Source organism: Micrococcaceae bacterium Sec5.7 (assembly GCA_039636785.1).
Classification (GTDB): Bacteria; Actinomycetota; Actinomycetes; order Actinomycetales; family Micrococcaceae; genus Arthrobacter.
On record CP144169.1, the window covers coordinates 1315783 to 1333225 of the forward strand.

At 64.0% G+C, this 17443-nt stretch carries 18 protein-coding genes; 12 read left to right on the forward strand and 6 right to left on the reverse strand.

The genetic code is table 11. The annotated features are described in order from the left end of the window. Nucleotides 1-42 precede the first annotated feature (42 nt). From priA to V3C33_06285, 3 genes are all read left to right on the forward strand, one after another. Nucleotides 43-789 carry a bifunctional 1-(5-phosphoribosyl)-5-((5-phosphoribosylamino)methylideneamino)imidazole-4-carboxamide isomerase/phosphoribosylanthranilate isomerase PriA gene (gene priA / locus V3C33_06275; protein XAS68881.1) on the forward strand — a complete coding sequence of 249 codons (747 nt, stop codon included), beginning with the start codon at nucleotides 43-45 and terminating at the stop codon, nucleotides 787-789. Nucleotides 790-877: 88 nt separating this feature from the next. Then, nucleotides 878-1708 (forward strand): SseB family protein, encoded by an 831-nt coding sequence (locus V3C33_06280; GenBank protein XAS69666.1) that lies wholly within the window; start codon nucleotides 878-880, stop codon nucleotides 1706-1708. Nucleotides 1709-1767: 59 nt separating this feature from the next. Then, entirely contained in the window at nucleotides 1768-3069 is a 1302-nt protein-coding gene (locus V3C33_06285; GenBank protein XAS68882.1) for an MFS transporter, read from the forward strand. Between the two features lie 89 nt (nucleotides 3070-3158). On the opposite strand, the gene V3C33_06290 is transcribed toward V3C33_06285, so the two are convergent. After that, complete coding sequence (locus tag V3C33_06290; protein XAS68883.1) at nucleotides 3159-3545, reverse strand: DUF1844 domain-containing protein; 387 nt, start codon at nucleotides 3543-3545, stop codon at nucleotides 3159-3161. Nucleotides 3546-3920: 375 nt separating this feature from the next. On the opposite strand from V3C33_06290, the gene infC reads away from it, so the two are divergent. From infC to V3C33_06310, 4 genes are all read left to right on the forward strand, one after another. Next, nucleotides 3921-5162 (forward strand): translation initiation factor IF-3, encoded by a 1242-nt coding sequence (infC, locus tag V3C33_06295; protein ID XAS69667.1) that lies wholly within the window; start codon nucleotides 3921-3923, stop codon nucleotides 5160-5162. Between the two features lie 118 nt (nucleotides 5163-5280). Further along, nucleotides 5281-5475 (forward strand): 50S ribosomal protein L35, encoded by a 195-nt coding sequence (rpmI, locus tag V3C33_06300; protein ID XAS68884.1) that lies wholly within the window; start codon nucleotides 5281-5283, stop codon nucleotides 5473-5475. Nucleotides 5476-5594: 119 nt separating this feature from the next. Continuing rightward, a complete protein-coding gene (gene rplT, locus V3C33_06305) occupies nucleotides 5595-6119 on the forward strand; it encodes a 50S ribosomal protein L20 (protein ID XAS68885.1) in 525 nt (174 codons plus the stop codon). A 25-nt stretch (nucleotides 6120-6144) separates the two neighbouring features. Beyond that, a complete protein-coding gene (locus V3C33_06310; GenBank protein XAS68886.1) occupies nucleotides 6145-7053 on the forward strand; it encodes an RNA methyltransferase in 909 nt (302 codons plus the stop codon). A 106-nt stretch (nucleotides 7054-7159) separates the two neighbouring features. Here V3C33_06310 and V3C33_06315 read toward each other — a convergent pair whose 3' ends face one another. Beyond that, on the reverse strand, nucleotides 7160-7429 hold the full coding sequence (locus V3C33_06315) for a GlsB/YeaQ/YmgE family stress response membrane protein (GenBank protein ID XAS68887.1): 270 nt from the start codon (nucleotides 7427-7429) through the stop codon (nucleotides 7160-7162). Nucleotides 7430-7635: 206 nt separating this feature from the next. Between V3C33_06315 and V3C33_06320 the strand changes: the two genes are divergently transcribed. Then, the gene (locus V3C33_06320) at nucleotides 7636-8565 is read left to right on the forward strand and encodes a cation diffusion facilitator family transporter (protein XAS68888.1); all 930 of its coding nucleotides are present in this window, start codon (nucleotides 7636-7638) and stop codon (nucleotides 8563-8565) included. Here V3C33_06320 and V3C33_06325 read toward each other — a convergent pair. Then, nucleotides 8562-9770 (reverse strand): MFS transporter, encoded by a 1209-nt coding sequence (locus V3C33_06325; GenBank protein ID XAS68889.1) that lies wholly within the window; start codon nucleotides 9768-9770, stop codon nucleotides 8562-8564. The two genes, V3C33_06320 and V3C33_06325, sit on opposite strands and share 4 nt — an antisense overlap. A 192-nt stretch (nucleotides 9771-9962) precedes the next feature. On the opposite strand from V3C33_06325, the gene V3C33_06330 reads away from it, so the two are divergent. Then, the gene (locus V3C33_06330; protein ID XAS68890.1) at nucleotides 9963-10400 is read left to right on the forward strand and encodes a (deoxy)nucleoside triphosphate pyrophosphohydrolase; all 438 of its coding nucleotides are present in this window, start codon (nucleotides 9963-9965) and stop codon (nucleotides 10398-10400) included. Here the strand turns inward: V3C33_06330 and V3C33_06335 are convergent. Continuing rightward, nucleotides 10397-11542, reverse strand: coding sequence for an Rv2578c family radical SAM protein (locus tag V3C33_06335; protein ID XAS68891.1), 1146 nt, complete (start codon nucleotides 11540-11542; stop codon nucleotides 10397-10399). The two genes, V3C33_06330 and V3C33_06335, sit on opposite strands and share 4 nt — an antisense overlap. 100 nt (nucleotides 11543-11642) lie before the next feature. Here V3C33_06335 and pcp point away from each other — a divergent pair, with 100 nt between their 5' ends. Then, nucleotides 11643-12284 (forward strand): pyroglutamyl-peptidase I, encoded by a 642-nt coding sequence (gene pcp / locus V3C33_06340; GenBank protein ID XAS68892.1) that lies wholly within the window; start codon nucleotides 11643-11645, stop codon nucleotides 12282-12284. Between the two features lie 14 nt (nucleotides 12285-12298). Here the strand turns inward: pcp and V3C33_06345 are convergent, their stop codons facing one another. Together V3C33_06345 and V3C33_06350 are read right to left on the reverse strand one after the other, a co-directional pair. Further along, nucleotides 12299-12949 (reverse strand): SIMPL domain-containing protein, encoded by a 651-nt coding sequence (locus V3C33_06345; GenBank protein ID XAS68893.1) that lies wholly within the window; start codon nucleotides 12947-12949, stop codon nucleotides 12299-12301. Continuing rightward, nucleotides 12949-13395, reverse strand: coding sequence for a hypothetical protein (locus tag V3C33_06350; GenBank protein XAS68894.1), 447 nt, complete (start codon nucleotides 13393-13395; stop codon nucleotides 12949-12951). The genes V3C33_06345 and V3C33_06350 overlap by 1 nt, the downstream gene beginning before the upstream one ends. A 250-nt stretch (nucleotides 13396-13645) precedes the next feature. Between V3C33_06350 and pheS the strand changes: the two genes are divergently transcribed. After that, a complete protein-coding gene (gene pheS, locus V3C33_06355) occupies nucleotides 13646-14707 on the forward strand; it encodes a phenylalanine--tRNA ligase subunit alpha (GenBank protein XAS68895.1) in 1062 nt (353 codons plus the stop codon). A 2-nt stretch (nucleotides 14708-14709) separates the two neighbouring features. Beyond that, nucleotides 14710-17268 (forward strand): phenylalanine--tRNA ligase subunit beta, encoded by a 2559-nt coding sequence (gene pheT / locus V3C33_06360; protein ID XAS68896.1) that lies wholly within the window; start codon nucleotides 14710-14712, stop codon nucleotides 17266-17268. The last annotated feature ends 175 nt before the right edge of the window (nucleotides 17269-17443 follow it).

Consider the following 17443-nt stretch of genomic DNA (forward strand, 5'->3'; position numbering starts at 1 on the left):
TTCTCCACGCTCAACGTCTCCAATCAAAACTGAGGAACTGTGATGACCACCGCTAACGAGCTGCCGGTACTTGAACTGCTGCCCGCCGTCGACGTTGTGAACGGCCAGGCCGTCCGGCTGGTCCAAGGCGAGGCCGGCAGCGAGACCAGCTACGGCACGCCGCTGGATGCAGCGCTCAACTGGCAGCAGCAGGGCGCGGAATGGGTCCACCTGGTGGACCTTGACGCGGCATTCGGCCGTGGTTCGAACGCCGGGCTGCTGCGCGAGGTTGTGGGCCGGCTGGACATCAAGGTGGAGCTCTCCGGCGGCCTGCGCGATGACGAATCGCTGGAAGCCGCACTGGGCCTCGGCGTGGCACGCGTGAACCTCGGCACAGCCGCGCTGGAGAACCCGGAGTGGACCCGCCGCGCCATTGAACGCTTCGGTGACAAGATCGCCGTCGGACTGGACGTCCGCGGAACCACACTTGCCGGCCGCGGCTGGACCAAAGAGGGCGGCGACCTCTGGGAGGTTCTGGGCCGGCTTGAAGAGGCAGGCTGTTCCCGCTATGTGGTCACGGACGTCACAAAGGACGGCACACTTCAGGGCCCCAACGTTGGCCTGCTGCGCCAGATGGTTGAAAAGACGGGAAAGCCAGTGGTTGCCTCCGGCGGTATCTCGAGTCTGGACGACCTCAAGGTCCTCCGGGCGCTTGTCCCGCTGGGCGTTGAAGGCGCGATTGTGGGAAAGGCTCTCTACGCCGGGGCCTTCACCTTGCCGGAGGCACTCGACGTTGCCGGCCGCCGCTAAACGGCCGGACACGGGGCAGCAGGTTCCGGCCCCGGACGGCGGGCATCCGGCAGGTCAAAATCAGCCCCCGCGCCGGCTTCCGGGACACATCGCGGCGGCCCTGTCAGTGCCGGGCGGAGTAGCTGACTCTGCGGGTCAGCCGTGGGCTGGGCGCAGCCTGGCCGGCGAAGACGCCCGGGTCCACAATTTTGAGGACGACGACGGCACCGCCGACGCCGGTTATCTGGCTGCTGTTGCGGCACTCCTTGAGGACCAGGGCGACGAAGCGGCGGTAGTTGCGTCGCTGGCTACGGCCCGGGTATTCGTCCCGATCGTCGCCCAGCTCGCCGAAGAAGCCGAGGGAGCGGGCGGACTCCATTCGGACAAGCAGGCCGACATGGCACTCGTAACTCTCAAGGCGCCGGACGGGCGGACGGCAATGCCCGTCTTTACCTCGGCGGAGTCGTTGGCAGCATGGCATCCGGAGGCCCGCCCGGTGGCGGTCTTCGCCGCCCGGGCAGCGCTGTCCGCCGTGGCCGAAGGCGTCGAGCTGCTGGTCATTGATCCGGGATCGGACATCACCTTTGTGGTGCGTCGGCCGGCCATATGGGCGTTGGCGCAGCAACGGGACTGGACGCCGTCGTACGCTGATCCGGAGCTTGCTGAGGCACTGGCCGCGGCCGTGGCGGGGAGTCCGGCCGTGCGGCGGATGGACATCCTGCCGGGCGGCGGCGTTGGATCCTCCACGGGCAGCGGACGTCCGCTTTCCGGCGGCGGCGCCGGGCCCGAACTCCGGGTGGTGCTCTTCCTGGAAGACGGCCTGGATTCGGCCGGCGTCCAAGGAGTGGTGGGCGGTCTCCATGAGACGTGGGCACGGAATGAATTGTTTGGTGAACGTGTTGACTCGATCGAAGTCACGTTGAAACGTGCAGCAGAGTAGCTGAAGGTCAGTGCGGGATCATCCTGGTGCTGCCGCCGGCAGGATGAAGGATGTAGTTCGTGAATTTCGCTCTTTACCGTGAGCTCCTGGCCGTCCGCCCCGTCAGGCGTCTCCTGGTGGTCGGCATGGTCGCCCGCATACCGCATTCAGCCGCAGGCGTCCTGTTGACCCTGCACATTGTGCTGACCCTGGACCAGGGATACGCTGCCGCCGGTGCGGCGGCAGCCGTGATGACCATCGGCATCGCCGTCGGGGCGCCGTGGCGCGGACGCCGCGTTGACACCGTTGGCCTGCGCAAGGCGCTGATTCCGTCCGTAATCTCCGAGACCGTCATCTGGTCGATCGTTCCGCACGTTGCCTATGAATGGCTCCTACCACTGGTCTTCGTCGGAGGCCTGCTCACGTTGCCCATCTTCAGCGTGATCCGTCAGTCCCTGGGTGTTCTGGCCTCCGGCGACCAGCGCAGAACCGCTTTTGCCCTGGACGCAATCACCACGGAGATGGTTTTCATGATCGGCCCCGCTGCCGGCGCCATCGTGGCGACCAGCGGCTTCTCTGTCATCGGCCTGACCATTGTCGGCGTTTCCACGTCGCTGGCCGGGCTCTTTCTGATATGGTTCAACCCCCCGACACGCAGCGCTACACAGGATGCCACGGGCGAAGCTGACCAGCTGGAGGCCGCTGAAGCGGCTGTGGTGGCCGCAGCCCCGGCCCACCTGCGGGGGGCAGCATCCGAACTGGCCCCGGCAGCCGGGGGCAGCAGCCGCAGGGCAGGCATCAGGCGCACGGTGGCCAACAACTTCACCTGGTTCACCGCCTCGGTTGCGGCCGTGTTCGCAGTTGCCGCCGGCACAGGCATGGTCCTCAGCGGCACCGATGTAGGGATTGTGGCTGCCCTGGAAACAGGTGGCCGCCAGGGCGAGATCGGCTTGGTCTTCGTATTCTGGTGCGCGGCTTCGGTGGTGGGCGGGCTGATCTACGGAGCCATGCACCGTCCCATTTCGCCTCTCCTGCTGCTGCTGGGGATGGCGGCGCTGACCATTCCCATGGGCTTTGCGCAGGACACGTGGGCCCTGTGCCTCTTGTCGCTGCTCCCCGGGCTGTTGTGTGCTCCGGTGCTGTCTGCCGCGTCAGAGAAAGTGGCAGATCTCGTCAACGAGGCACGGCGGGGTGAAGCCATGGGCTGGTACGGGTCCGCTCTCACAGCCGGCGTAGCACTGGGTGCGCCGCTGGCTGGCGTCTTCATCGACGGCGTCGGACCGTCCGGCGGCTTCGTTGCAGTAGGCGCGGCGGGAGTGATTCTCTGCCTTGTCGGCCTGGCGCTCCAGCAGCGCCGCCGGCTGCGCTTTGCCAACGGCTGACTTAACCGAAGACGACGGCGGGCAGACCCCCGTGGGCCGCCCGCCGTCGTCGTAAATTCAGTGGGGAAAAACGAAGCTGCCGCCGGCCCTCAGTTAACTGCTCCGGTGTACTTCTCGCCTGGACCCTTGCCCGGAGCATCAGGGATAGCTGATTCTTCGCGGAACGCCAGCTGGAGGGAACGCAGCCCGTCGCGCAAGGGTCCGGCGTGCTGGGAACCGATCTCCGGTGCAGAGGCCGTCACGAGGCCTGCGAGGGCGGTGATGAGCTTGCGTGCCTCATCGAGGTCTTTGAGCTCTTCCGCGTTGTCCTCAGCCGCGAGGCCCAGCTTTACGGCTGCTGCGCTCATAAGGTGGACGGCGGCCGTGGTGATGACCTCGATGGCCGGCACCTCGGAGATGTCGCGGATCTGCCGGGACACGTCGCCCTGGGCATCAGCGGGCTCGTAAACGTGTGAATTACTGTCTGAAGTGCTCATACTGGTAAGCTTGTCATAGACCGACTGAATGTCGTTATTTTGCTGTGTGGAAACCCACTGCCGCCAAGGTGCGGTAAGCGGGTATCTTTCTGTAGAATCGATGTCAGTTTGCAAGCGGAGTTCTCTCCCACCCGCGTCAGCCGTTTTCCCGTCAGGATGTATTTTCCGGGAAGCAAGGTTGCCGGGTACCTGGTCGGGCAGTTTCTTCAGGCACCAGCCTGCAATAACTGCGTACAGCTTCTCCGGAGGCAGGTACCACCGATCTTCGAGGCCTTCGATTGCTCCGGCAATTGGGGGCCTTCTCTATTTTGCCGGTGGAATACTCACCACAATCACAGGAGCTTTAACATTAGCGAGCCAAGAATCAATGAGCGTATCCGCGTCCCCGAGGTGCGGCTGGTCGGCCCTGCAGGCGAACAAGTAGGAATTGTCCGTATTGAGGATGCCCTGCGTTTGGCTGCCGAGTCCGATCTTGATCTCGTTGAAGTTGCTCCGCAGGCCAAGCCTCCGGTGTGCAAGCTGATGGACTTCGGCAAGTACAAGTACGAGGCCGCCGTCAAGGCACGTGAGGCACGCAAGAACCAGACCAACACGGTTCTGAAGGAAATCCGTTTCCGGCTGAAGATCGACACCCATGACTACGAGACCAAGCGCGGGCATGCTCTCCGCTTCCTCGGAGCCGGTGACAAGGTCAAGGCAATGATCCAGTTCCGTGGCCGTGAGCAGCAGCGTCCGGAAATGGGCATACGCCTGCTCCAGCGTTTTGCTGACGACGTGGCGGAAGTGGGCGTTGTTGAGTCCAGCCCGCGTATCGACGGCCGCAACATGGTTATGGTCGTGGGGCCGCTGAAGAACAAGGCTGAAGCCAAAGCAGAAGCGCGGCGCGCAACACAGCGTGCGGAGGCCAAGGCGCAGAACGAAGCCAGGGCAAACGGCCGCGTTGATGTTTCCGGCGACGACCAGGCTCCTTTGACCCAGTCTCTGGCAGACCTGCTTCCGGAAGGCTATGTTATTTCCCCCGAGGAAACTGAGGCGGATTCTGTGACGGATACGGCGGGTGAGGCTCCCGGGTCTGAAGTAGTTACTGCTGAGGGCGCTGCTGCCGCCGCTGTTGAAACGCCTGCAGAAGTTCCTGAGAAGGAAGCCCCGGCTGCGGCTTCACCGGCTGAAGCGGCTCCCGTCCAGGAAGCCCCGAAGGCTGCTGCTCCGAAGCAGGAAGCCCCGAAGGCTGCTGCTCCGAAGCAGGAAGCCCCGAAGGCTGCGGCTCCGAAGCAGGAAGCCCCGAAGGCTGCTGCTTCGAAGCAGGAAGCCCCGAAGGCTGCGGCTCCGAAGCAGGAAGCTCCCAAGGCTGCGGCTCCGAAGCAGGAAGCCCCGAAGACTGCTCCGGTATCCAACACTGCGGCCGCCGCAAAGCCCGTAGTGGCCAAGGCTGCTCCCGCAGCCGCCAAGGCTCCGGAAGCGCAGAAGCCGGCTGCCGCAGTTCCAGTGACTCCGAAGCCGGCAGGAGTTCCGGCGCCGCCGCCCAAGCCGGTGGCGAGGCCTGCTGCGCCGAAGCCTGCCGCGAGGCCTGCTGCACCCAAGGCCGCTCCTAAGCCTGCCAGCAAGAAGACCACCTAGTTCAAAACTGCGGAAGGCATCGCCTTCAGGCAGTCAGCAACCAGCATGCCGCCCGCAGGGGCGGCTGCACGAAAGAACTGCAGACAATGTCTGCGGACACGTAAGGAGATCGGTTCCCATGCCGAAGATGAAGACCCACAGCGGTGCTAAGAAGCGCTTCAAGCTGACCGGTACCGGCAAGCTGCGCCGCCAGCAGGCCAACCGCCGCCACTACCTCGAGCACAAGTCCTCCAGGCTGACCCGCCGCCTTGCCGGCGACAAGATCGTCTTCAAGGGCGATGCCAAGGTCATCCGGAAGATGCTCGGCATCTAATTTCCAAGTTCACTGACTGACTGCCACCTGGCACCAGTCAACTGTCAAAAAAGGCTTCTCAGGCCGGCCGGGTTACCGGCAGTAGACGCTTGGGATCAGAATTCTGAAGGAGTACGCACGTGGCACGTGTGAAGAGGGCGGTAAACGCCCACAAGAAGCGCCGGGTTATTCTCGAACGCGCAAAAGGCTACCGTGGACAGCGCTCACGCCTGTACCGGAAGGCCAAAGAGCAGCTGCTGCACTCGTTTGTGTACAGCTACGGCGACCGCAAGAAGAAGAAGGGCGACTTCCGTCGTCTTTGGATCCAGCGTATCAACGCTGCTTCCCGCGCCAACGGCCTGACCTACAACCGCCTGATCCAGGGCCTGAAGGCCGCTGAGGTCGAGGTTGACCGCCGTATGCTCGCCGAGCTGGCCGTTTCCGACGCCAACGCTTTCGCCGCATTGGTGCAGATCGCCAAGGATTTCCTGCCGGCTGACACCTCCGCTCCGGCCGCGACGTCGGCTGAAGTAGCTCCGAAGGCAGTAAAGGCCGCCAAGGCGCCGAAGGCTGCCAAGGTTGCAGATGCTCCTGAGGCACCGGCCAAGGCTTCCGCTTCCGAGAAGCCGGCGGGTGGCGAAGCACGCCAGCAGATCAAGGACTAGTAGCAACAGCCACTAAAGTTCTTATATGAACGAAACCGGGCGCCCGCAAGACTTCCCACTCTCCAACCCCCGAGCTGATCGGATACGGGATGTGGCGAAACTTGCAGGGCGTCCGGCCCGTTTAAGGCGCGGGCAGTTTCTCGCGGAAGGGCCGCAGTCAGTCCGGGAAGCACTGGTTCTGCATCGTGAGCGCCTCTCCGCGGGTGGTCGCGGCGTTGTGCATGAGGTCTACGCAAGTGAATCCTGCCTGGACCGGCTTCCGGAGCTTGAGGGACTGGCCGCTGGCACAAATCTGCGCCTTGCCACCGATGAAGTGCTGGCGGCCATGGCGGATACCGTGAATCCCCAGGGAATCGTCGCCGTCTGCGGGTTTGTCGACGTGAGTCTTGGGGAAGTGCTCGACGCCGGACCCCGCCTGATCGCCGTGCTGTGCCAGGTCCGTGACCCGGGAAACGCCGGAACAGTTCTGCGGGCCGCAGATGCTGCCGGCGCCGACGCCGTTGTCCTGACCGCATCGAGCGTCGACATCTACAACCCCAAGGCCGTCCGTTCTACCGCCGGTTCACTGTTTCATCTTCCGGTGGTACTGGGTGCAGACATCGAAGAGCTCGTGGCCGCGTGCAGGTCACGGGGGATAGGCATCCTGGCTGCCGACGGCTACGGTCAACTCAACCTGGACCGGCTCCAGGATGAAAACGCCGCACGCAGGCTCGGCGGCTCCGCCGAAGTTTCGGTCTACGCACTGGAGAACCCCACTGCCTGGCTCTTTGGCAATGAAGCACAGGGTCTTTCGGACGCCGAACTGTCCCTGGCCGACCACAGGGTGGCTGTCCCCGTATACGGCGCGGCGGAAAGCCTGAACCTCGGAACGGCTGCCACTGTATGCCTGTATGCCAGCGCAAGGTCCCAGCAGGTACAGGTGCGGCACGGATAGTTCGCCGCGGGGCGAACCTGCAGTCCACACAGTGTGCCTCCACGAAGAAGGACCCCGGCTGAATCGCCGAGGCCCCGCTTTTCGCGTTATGTTGGATTGAGGGGAATCAGGACGTGGTCTTGCTGCGTCCGGTGATGGCGCCATAAACGCCGGCCACTACGAGGCCGCCGACGATCGCCAGGATCCAGGTTCCGATATCGAAGAACCCCATGTCACCCTTGGCGAACAAGAGGTTTCCAATCCAGCCGCCGAGAATCGCGCCAACAACGCCCAATACAAGGCTGGTGATCCATCCGCCGCCGACTTTACCGGGCATTACGGCCTTGACGATGGCCCCTACGATGAGGCCGAGAATAATCCAAGCAAGAAATCCCATGTCTCCTCCTTCATATTCATCGGGAATCGATCCGTCCCGATCATGGCTTCAAGCTAACACACCGCCTTGCTATTGTCAGCAGGCTTAGTGTTTCAATTTGGTGCGTCTCGGAGCCCGGTACGGGTACGGTATTCATTGGCAGGAATGCAGATAATCTTGCCCGACACTGATGCTCTGTCCCTTAACTCTGAAGAGGTGAAGCCACCTTGGCTGCAAATGGCGGTAACAAGGCGATCGTCGCGGCTCTGGCTGCAAACCTGACCATTGCTGTACTGAAGTTCGTTGCTTTTGTACTGACGATGTCCTCGTCCATGCTTGCTGAAGCCATCCACTCCATGGCCGATTCCGGTAACCAGGTTCTGCTGCTGGTGGGCGGCAAGCGTGCCAAGCGGGCCGCCAGCCCCGAGCACCCCTTCGGTTACGGGCGCGAACGGTACATCTACGCGTTCATCGTTTCTATTGTGCTGTTCAGCGTTGGTGGTCTCTTCGCGCTTTTCGAAGCCTGGGAAAAGATCCAGCACCCGCACGCCATCGAAGGCGATTTCTGGTGGGTGCCCCTCGCCGTCCTTATCGGTGCCATCGTGGCGGAGTCGTTCTCCTTCCGGACCGCGATCATCGAGTCCAATCACATCCGGGGCACACAGGGCTGGGTGAGCTTCGTCAGGAATGCCAAGCAACCGGAACTTCCTGTCATTCTTCTGGAGGACCTGGGCGCCCTTCTGGGCCTGGTCTTCGCGCTCTTCGGCGTGGGAATGACGCTCCTCACCGGCGACGGAATTTGGGATGCCCTCGGAACAGGCATGATTGGCCTGCTGCTGGTGGCCATTGCCGTGATACTCGCTGTGGAGACCAAATCCCTGCTGCTGGGAGAATCAGCCACTAAAGATGACTCCGCCAAAATCAGGGCTGCCATCGAAGCCGACGGCACTGCCGTCATCCATCTCAAGACCCTTCACCTCGGTCCCGAGGAACTCCTCGTGGCCGCGAAGATCACTGTGGGTGCAGCCGATTCGGGTCAGGCGATCGCCACTTCAATAGACAACGCCGAGGTACGGATCCGCGCGGCGGTTCCGATTGCCCGCGTCATCTACCTTGAGCCGGATGTGCAGCGCGTGGAGGCAGGCACCGCCCCTTAGGCAGCCAGCGGCTTCCGGCGTTCCAGCACACCGCTGATCACTGCAACGGCTAGACCGAGGATGGCCAGTCCGGCTCCGACGAGAGCCGGGGCAACGTACCCCCAACCCCAGGCAATGACTACACCGCCCAGGAACGCGCCCAGGGCGTTGGCTACGTTAAGGGCGGCATGGTTGAGTGAAGATGCCAGCGACGGCGCGTCCGGTGATGCGTCCAGCAGCCGGGTCTGGAGTGCCGGGACCAGCATGGATCCGGCAGCACCGACCACAAAGACCATCACAAGCGCTGACCAGGGCCAGTGCACGGCAACGGCATAGACCACCAGGGCCACGGCGATCCCGGGCAAGACCCGGTAGATGGTACCCATGACAGACTTATCCGCAATCCTGCCGCCCACAATGTTGCCGGCCACCATGCCAAGCCCGTAGAGCGCCACAACAATGGGAAGCATGGATGACGGAATGCCGGCCACGGACGTCATGGTGTGCGCAATGTAGGTGTAGGTGGCGAAAAAACCGCCAAAGCCCACGATGCCGATCAGGATGGCCAGCCACACCTGCAGCCTCTTGAGCGCAGCCAGCTCGCGTCGGATACTGGCGTCAGGATGGGCCTTCTCGAACGGCACGAAGTTCCACAGCATTGCCAGAGTGACCAGACCGATCGCTCCTACGAGCACGAACAGCAGGCGCCAGCCGTAGGTCTGGCCCACCCACGTGGCGATCGGCACCCCAACCACGTTTGAGACCGTCAGCCCAGCCATCACCATCGAGATGGCCCACCCCCGCCTGGTGGGGGCAACAAGTGAAGCCGCAATGACGGCGGCCACGCCGAAAAACGCTCCGTGCGGAAGGCCGGCTGCAAACCTTGACACCAGCATGCTGCCGTAGTCCGGAGCAATGTATGAGGTCAGATTGGCGAGACTGAAGAAGAGCATCAGCCCCAGTGCCAGATGCTTGCGCGGGAGTTTCGCCCCGACGGCTGCCAGCAGCGGGGCTCCGACCACCACCCCAAGAGCGTAAGCGGAGATCAGGTGCCCGGCCTCGGGTGTGCTGATATTGAGCCCCCGTTCCACTTCCTTGAGGAGGCCCATCATGGTGAACTCCGTGACGCCGATGCCGAAGCCACCCATGGCCAGGGACAAAAAGGCGAGGGCGAGGTTCCTGGTGCCGGTCTTGGACGCGGGTGTGGCCTGGGCGGTGGTTGTCATGAGCCTGCTTTTCGGGGTGGGTCCGGCTGGCGCCGCGGCTGCGGCGCTTTGAACCGACGGTGGTGTTCTCAAACGACAGTAGAGTTTCTTAAATCAGATTTGTACACCAGAGGTGCGGGACCGCATATTCCGGGAATTTGAAGTTCCCGGAGCTGAATCGGCCTTCACCATTCTCCCCCATAGACTGGGGCCGTGACTGGACTGATCAATGTAGTGGGCGGCGCGGTACTGGATTCCCTGAAGGAGCCCACCCGGCTGCTCGTGGCACGGCGCACGGCGCCACCGCGGTTCGCCGGCATGTGGGAATTCCCTGGCGGCAAGGTCGAAGCCGACGAAACAGCCGAGGACGCACTTCACCGTGAACTGTGGGAAGAACTGGGCATAAAGGTAGCGCTGGGAACGGAACTGGCGGCCGCATCTGAGTCCGGCTGGCCCCTGAATGCACACGCGTCCATGCGTGTCTGGTTTGCAGAAATCGCCGACGGTGAGCCGTATCCGCTCGAGGATCACGATGAAGTGCGCTGGGTCCGCATTGACGAAAGTGACGAAGCTCTCAGCCTGCCGTGGATCCCCGCTGACTTCCCGATTGTCCGGGCGCTCCTCGAGACTCTGGAGCAGCGGGGCAGCTAGAAAAGTGTGGGCTGCCGGGCAGGAGGCTCCGGGGCCTGGCGGCCATTCCGCTGGCCGCCCTGCCCCGCGGCACCGGCCGCCGGGGGAAGGCTGCCGGCCGGATACCGTGCCTCTTCGCCACGGGGGTCGTCATTGAGGTCACCGTGGCTGAAGCCGTGGGATCCGGACAATCCGTGCCTCGACTTGAAGTAGCGGATCCTGCCCGCCAGCCACTCCCGGTACTCCTTGGAAGCGTAGGATCCCGTCCCGTAGAGCCGCCGGTAGCGCCCGGCCAGCTTAGGGTGCCTGACGGTAATCCATTGCATGAACCATTCGCGCGTGCCCGGCTTCAAGTAGAGGGCGCCAGCTGTAACCCCCGTGGCCCCGGCAGCTGCCAGGGACCCGAAGAGGGCATCGAGGGCTTCGTCGCTGTCCGACAGCCAGGGCAGGATGGGCATGGCCATGACGCCGCATGGCAGCGCGGCGTCGCGGAGCCTGGAAATGAGTGTCAGCCGCGCGCGCGGTCCCGGGGTGCCAGGCTCCACCGCTTCCGAGAGCTGCTCATCAGTCATGGCAAGTGAAATGCCCACACCTACCGGGACCTGTGCCGCAGCATGCTTCAGCAGCGGAATGTCCCTGGCAAGCAGGGTGCCTTTGGTAAGGACGGACAGGGGAGTGCCTGAGTCAGCAAGTGCACCGATGATTCCGGGCATCAGCCGGTACCGGCCTTCGGCGCGCTGGTACGGGTCGGTATTGGTGCCCAGAGCGACATGGTGATGCCCCCATGACGGCTTGGCCAGTTCCTTCCGCAGGATTTCCGCCGCATTTATTTTGACCACCACCTGGCTGTCAAAATCGAGTCCGGCGTCGAATTCCAGATACGTGTGGCTCTTGCGGGCAAAGCAGTAGACGCAGGCATGGCTGCAGCCGCGGTAGGGGTTGACGGTCCATTCGAACGGCATGCGGGAACCGGCAACCACCTTGTTGAGCACCGTTTTGGCGGTGACCTCATGGAAGGTGATCCCGGAAAACTCCGGGGTGGAGACGGAACGCACAAGCCCGGCCAGCGGGAGCAGCGCATCCGCGGCCGGGGCGGCCGGGGATACGCTGCTCCCGGTGTTGTCTCCGGGCGCCGGCCTGAGTGCTTGTGCGTCCCATCTCATGACTACCATTCGAATGTATGTTCGAATTTAAGTCAAGGCCCCGCGCTGGTTATGGATCATCCGCAGCTGCACGGTGATGAGCTGGCACTAGGCTGGAGCCATGATTCTCATCACCGGCTTCGAGCCGTTTGGCGGTCAAACCACCAATCCCTCATGGACGGCGGCCGTGCAGGCCAGTGCCATCCTGCAAGCCGAAGGGCTGGCCGTGGCGGCAGTCGAACTGCCCTGCATTTTCGGTGAGTCCATCAGCATGTTGCGGGAAGCACTGGATAGCCGCCGCCCGGAGCTGGTGATCTGCGTCGGTCAGGCCGGCGGCAGAGACCGGATATCCCTGGAGCGCATTGCCATCAACTGCGACGACGCGCGGATACCGGACAATGCCGGCAACCGCCCTGTGGACCGGGAAGTGGTTGCCGGCGGACCGGCTGCCTACTTCAGCACGCTGCCGGTGAAAGCCGTTTTGCAGGCGCTGAACTCAGCCGGTATGCCCGCCGACGTTTCCCAGACCGCAGGGACTTACGTCTGCAACCACGTCTTCTATGCCCTGATGCATGAGCTGGCGTCCCGCCCCGGTGTTCGAGGCGGGTTTATCCACATTCCGTTCGAACCCGGGCAGCTGCCGCAGGGGAGCCGTACCCCCGCGCTACCTGTGGATGTTATGGCGCGGGGGCTCGCCGTCGTCGTTCGAACCGCTTTGACAACCGCAAAGGACATCACGATGGCGGCAGGCGCCACGCACTGACGTCATGCACCGGCTCAGCCGGCCGGTAAGCCGCGCAGCTCCCACACGACAGTCACGGCGGCGCTCACGCTGGATTCGCCGGCCTCCACGTTGATTGCTTCGGCGGCCATGGCGCGTTGGATCTTGGCGACGGGAATAGGCGGCGGCACGTCTGAATGCTGGGTCACGGAGAGAACCCCGCCAAGTTCCGCAGCAGCCAGCGTGGCAAACTGTTGCGCCGAAGCGAGGGCATCCTGCCAGGCCGCTTCACGGGCCAGCACCGAAACGGCGGCCGCATCGGCAAATCCGAGTTCCAGCCCGTTCAACCTGACGTCGTTGCCACCCGCTTCTACGGCGGCCGCAATGACCTCCGATGAACCCGCCACGCTGCGGACACGCACGCTGAGGATGCTGGACGCCACATAGCCGGTAACTTTCTGGCCTTCGCCTTCCTGCCAGGCGAGGTCGGCACGGACGTTCAGCCCCGTGGTGCTGATGTCCGCGTTCCCGACGCCGTGCTGCCGCAGCACGGCCGAGATCGCGGCCGAGACCTTTCCTGCGTCCGCATAAGCTGCGCCAACGTTGTCCCGCCGGCACTCCACACCGATGGAAAGAGTCAGCAGGTCCGGAACAGCCTCCGCGCTCCCTGCTCCGGTGACAGTGATGGTTCTTGGGATCCCGCTCATTACGCCTCGATTCCGCCGGCACCTTCGGGAGCCGGCCTTCGTCTGTTGATGTCGATGTATCCGCCGGCTTCCAGCCCGGCCTGGCGTTCAAAGAAATTGCGCGACGCCGGATTGCCGGTCCGCAGTTGCGACCAGCCGGCGGCGATGAAATAGAACAGCAGAAACGGCAGACCCAGGCACCATGCGTATTGGGTGCTGTGCTTTTCCTCGTGGCCAAGCAGGACCGGATTGGCCAGGGCCTGCTGACGCTGGCCGCGGTAGAGCACCACGTTGCCCACGGCAAACGCGCCGGCAAACGGAAGCCGCCAGCGGTATCCGGTGGCAACGACCAGCCCGCGCGGGCCGGCTGCGATTTCAGTCCGGGCAATTTTTGCCAGGAGCCATCCCAGCAAGGTGGAAGCATTGAGCATGTTTGCAATCTGCCGCAGCCGCTGTCCGCACGTCATGAGGCCATGGTAACGCCGGCCTTTCCACGCCGCGTGTCATGCAGCGCCGGTCCGGCCGGCCTCAGGTTCGGGCAGCCCCGCACGTTCAATTAGACTGGGAGACAGTGCCTGCCGGTCAGCATCCGGCGAGCCCTGCCCGTGTCATTGAATGACTCCATGCAATGACTTGCCAGTGACGGACGCGCTGCCCGGGAACCGTGCACAGCAGCACCGGTCATTGGCAAACCCGACTCGTAGCTAAGAACAGTAGATGACTGAAACTTTGCCGGGCGCTGCCATCCCGAACCCTCTGGATGAAGCCGCCATCACAGCCGCTGTAGACCATGCCACCGCCGCGATTGCCGGCGCCGCCTCCCTCGATGAACTCAAGGCCGTGAGGCTTGCCCATACCGGCGAAAAATCGCCGCTGAGCCTGGCCAACCGCGAAATCGGCGGCCTTTCCAAGGACCAGAAAGCTGCCGCCGGCAAGCTCATGGGCTCCTCCCGCGGGCGGGTCAACCAGGCGCTCGCCGCCCGGACCGCCGAGCTTGAAGCCGAGAACGATGCACGCATCCTGGTGGAGGAGACCGTGGACGTCACCGCTGCACCGCGCCGCCGCCGCGCAGGTGCGCGCCACCCGCTGTCCACGCTTCAGGACCGCGTGGCAGACATCTTTGTGGGCATGGGCTGGGAAATCGCGGAGGGGCCGGAAGTCGAATCCGAATGGTTCAATTTCGACGCTCTGAACTTCAAGCCGGACCACCCGGCACGCGAAATGCAGGACACGTTCTTCGTGGAACCTCCCGAAGCCCACCTGCTGATGCGCACCCACACCTCGCCGGTGCAGGTGCGTTCCATGCTGGAACGCGAACTTCCCATCTACGTGCTGTGCCCGGGCAAGGTATTCCGCACGGACGAACTCGATTCCACGCACACACCGGTATTCCACCAGTTCGAAGGCCTCGCCATAGACCTGAAGCTGAGCATGGCCGATCTCCGCGGGACACTGGAGCACTTTGCCCGCCAGATGTTCGGCGATGAGGCCCAGATCCGCCTGCGGCCCAACTATTTCCCTTTCACCGAGCCATCCGCCGAGCTGGACATCTGGCACCCCGGCGCCAAGGGCGGACCGCGCTGGATCGAGTGGGGCGGGTGCGGCATGGTCAACCCCAACGTTCTGCGGGCCGCCGGCATCGACCCCGACATATACTCGGGTTTTGCCTTCGGAATGGGCATCGAGCGCACCCTGATGTTCCGCAATGAGGTAGGCGACATGCGAGACATGATTGAAGGCGATGTACGTTTCAGCGAGCACTTCGGGATGGAGATCTAACCGTGCGTATCCCACTTTCCTGGCTGCGTGAATTCGCGCAGGTCCCGGCCGATGCAACGGCCGAAGACGTCATGGCGGAGCTCGTCAAGGTCGGTTTTGAAGAAGAAGCAGTCCACCGCCCCACGGACGCCCTCAAGGGTCCGATCGTGGTGGGCCAGGTCCTGAGTCTGGTCAAAGAAGCACAGTCCAATGGCAAGACCATCAACTGGTGCCAGGTCCGGGTTGTCCCCGAAGGGCAGGAACAGACCCTCACCGGTGATGGCATCGACCCTTCCGGGGTGCAGGGCATCATCTGCGGCGCCCACAACTTCGTGGAAGGCGACAAGGTGGTGGTTACCCTGCCCGGCGCCGTGCTGCCCGGCGACTTCCGGATCTCCGCGCGCAAGACCTACGGCCACCTGTCCGCAGGCATGATCGCCTCCGTGCGTGAACTCGGCATCGGAGAAGACCACGACGGCATCCTGGTGCTCTCGCGCATCGGCCTGGATCCGGAGATCGGCTCCGACGCCATGGAGCTGCTGGGCCTCCACGACCAGGCCGCCGAAATCAACGTGACGCCGGACCGCGGGTACGCGTTCTCCATCCGGGGCGCCGCCCGTGAATACGCCCACGCCACCGGAACGTCGTTCACCGACCCGGCGTCCAGGGTCAGCGCCCCGGCATCGCTGTCCGGCGGCCACGGCGTCAAGCTTAACGACGATGCCCCGATCTACGGCAAACCCGGTTGTGATCGCTTTGTGGCCCGCACGGTCCGCGGCGTCGACCCCACCCGGCCCACACCGCCGTGGATGTCCTCGCGCCTGCGTCTTGCAGGCATTCGCTCGATCTCACTGCCAGTGGACATCTCCAACTACGTCATGATCGAGCTCGGCCAGCCGAACCATTGCTATGACCTCGACAAGCTGTCGGGCGACATCGTGGTCCGCCGGGCCGTGGCGGGAGAGAAGATCATCACCCTGGATGAGAAGGAGCGCACGCTCGACGCCGAGGACCTCCTGATCGCCGACGGCTCCGGCGCCATCGGCATCGCCGGCGTTATGGGCGGTGGCACTACCGAGGTGTCCGGCACTACCACGAACATCCTCATTGAGGCTGCGCACTTCGATGAAGTCTCGATTGCCCGGGCCCGCCGCCGCCACAGGCTGCCGTCCGAAGCGTCCAAGCGCTTTGAGCGTGGCGTGGACTGGCAGCTCGGCGGCATTGCCGCCCAGCGTGTTGTGGACCTGCTCGTCGAGCTCGCCGGCGGCACCGCTGACGAAACGGGTACCGACGTCGGGACCGCTCCCGATGCCGTCACGATAGAGCTGCCCGCCGGGTACGCCGCGGCCCGGATCGGCATCGACTTCACAGTGGAGCAGATCACCGGGTCCCTCGAGGACCTCGGTGCGGTGGTCCAGAAGAACGAGGTAGCGGGCTCGTGTGTTTCCTATACAGTCACCGCTCCAAGCTGGCGCAATGACCTGGAAACCAAGGAAGATCTCTCCGAGGAAATCGCGCGGCTGGTGGGTTACGAAAACATCCCGGCCACACTTCCCGTCGCGCCGCCGGGCCGCGGGCTGAGCCGTACGCAGCAGCAGAAGCGCCGTCTCGTCCAGGCTCTCGCGGACGCCGGGTTGACCGAGGTCCTCGCGTACCCGTTCGTTTCCAAGGCGGCCAACAACACCTTCGGCGTGGCTGAGCAGGGAGCCGTCCGTACGGCTGTCAAGCTGGCCAACCCCATCAGCGAGGAGCACGGTTTCCTGCGCACCTCCGTGCTTCCCGGGCTGATTGAAGTGGCCAAGCGCAACCACTCACGCGGCTTCCGTGACCTGGCCCTCTACGAAGCGGGACTTGTGTTCCTGCCCGGCGAGGCGGTGGGAACTGCATCGATCCCGCCGCTGGGCGTCAAGCCTGCCGATGAGGTGCTGGATGCACTGTACGACGGCGTCCCGCACCAGCCGCTGCACATCGGTGCCTTGCTGACGGGTCATGACTCGCCGGCGACGGCCGCCCACAGCCCGCGGGCCTGGGACTGGGCCGACGCCCTGGACATCGCGAAGCTCGCCGGCGACGTTCTTGGTGTGGAGATCGTGGTCAGCCAGGGAAGCCACCAGGCGTTCCACCCGGGCCGGGCCGCGCAGCTATCGCTGCGCTCCGGTGACGTGGTGGGCTACGCAGGCGAGCTGCACCCGAAAGTGCTGGCCGCACATGACATGCCGGCACGGTCGGTTGCTCTCGAGTTCAACGCCGATGCGCTGTTCGAAGCGGCAGCGGACGTGATCGTAGCCCGACACATTTCCACATTCCCGGTGGCTACCCAGGATGTGGCGCTGGTGGTGCCGCAGGATGTTCCGGCGGATGAAGTTCTTGCAGCCCTGCGTGAGGGGGCCGGCGAGCTGCTGGAAGACGTCGGACTCTTCGATGTGTATGCGGGCAAGGGCATCGAGGACGGCAAGAAGTCACTGGCGTTCGGACTTCGGTTCCGGGCACAGGACCGCACACTGACGGCTGACGAAGCCTCAGCTGCCCGCGAGAGCGCCGTGGCGCTGGCGTTCGAGCGTTTCGGAGCCGTCCAGCGTTAGGCAGACAACCCACTGAATCCCCGCAGCCGTCTGGCTGCGGGGATTTTTTGTGTCCTCCATCCTCAGAAGTGCCGTCAGGATCTTCAGCCTCGTGGCCGGCCTCGCCCTCAGCGCCGGTTTTGGGACGTCAAAGTGAAGCCCGGAACGGAAGCGTGGATCCCTGCAGTAGCTGCGG

Coding starts and splice junctions, on each gene's coding strand:
- pcp (XAS68892.1), top strand. CDS start 11,643: ATGATTCTCATCACCGGCTTCGAGCCGTTTGGCGGTCAAACCACCAAT.
- priA (XAS68881.1), top strand. CDS start 43: ATGACCACCGCTAACGAGCTGCCGGTACTTGAACTGCTGCCCGCCGTC.
- V3C33_06315 (XAS68887.1), bottom strand. CDS start 7,429: ATGGGATTTCTTGCTTGGATTATTCTCGGCCTCATCGTAGGGGCCATC.
- V3C33_06345 (XAS68893.1), bottom strand. CDS start 12,949: ATGAGCGGGATCCCAAGAACCATCACTGTCACCGGAGCAGGGAGCGCG.
- V3C33_06290 (XAS68883.1), bottom strand. CDS start 3,545: ATGAGCACTTCAGACAGTAATTCACACGTTTACGAGCCCGCTGATGCC.
- pheS (XAS68895.1), top strand. CDS start 13,646: ATGACTGAAACTTTGCCGGGCGCTGCCATCCCGAACCCTCTGGATGAA.
- V3C33_06350 (XAS68894.1), bottom strand. CDS start 13,395: ATGACGTGCGGACAGCGGCTGCGGCAGATTGCAAACATGCTCAATGCT.
- V3C33_06325 (XAS68889.1), bottom strand. CDS start 9,770: ATGACAACCACCGCCCAGGCCACACCCGCGTCCAAGACCGGCACCAGG.
- V3C33_06335 (XAS68891.1), bottom strand. CDS start 11,542: ATGAGATGGGACGCACAAGCACTCAGGCCGGCGCCCGGAGACAACACC.
- rpmI (XAS68884.1), top strand. CDS start 5,281: ATGCCGAAGATGAAGACCCACAGCGGTGCTAAGAAGCGCTTCAAGCTG.
- V3C33_06310 (XAS68886.1), top strand. CDS start 6,145: ATGAACGAAACCGGGCGCCCGCAAGACTTCCCACTCTCCAACCCCCGA.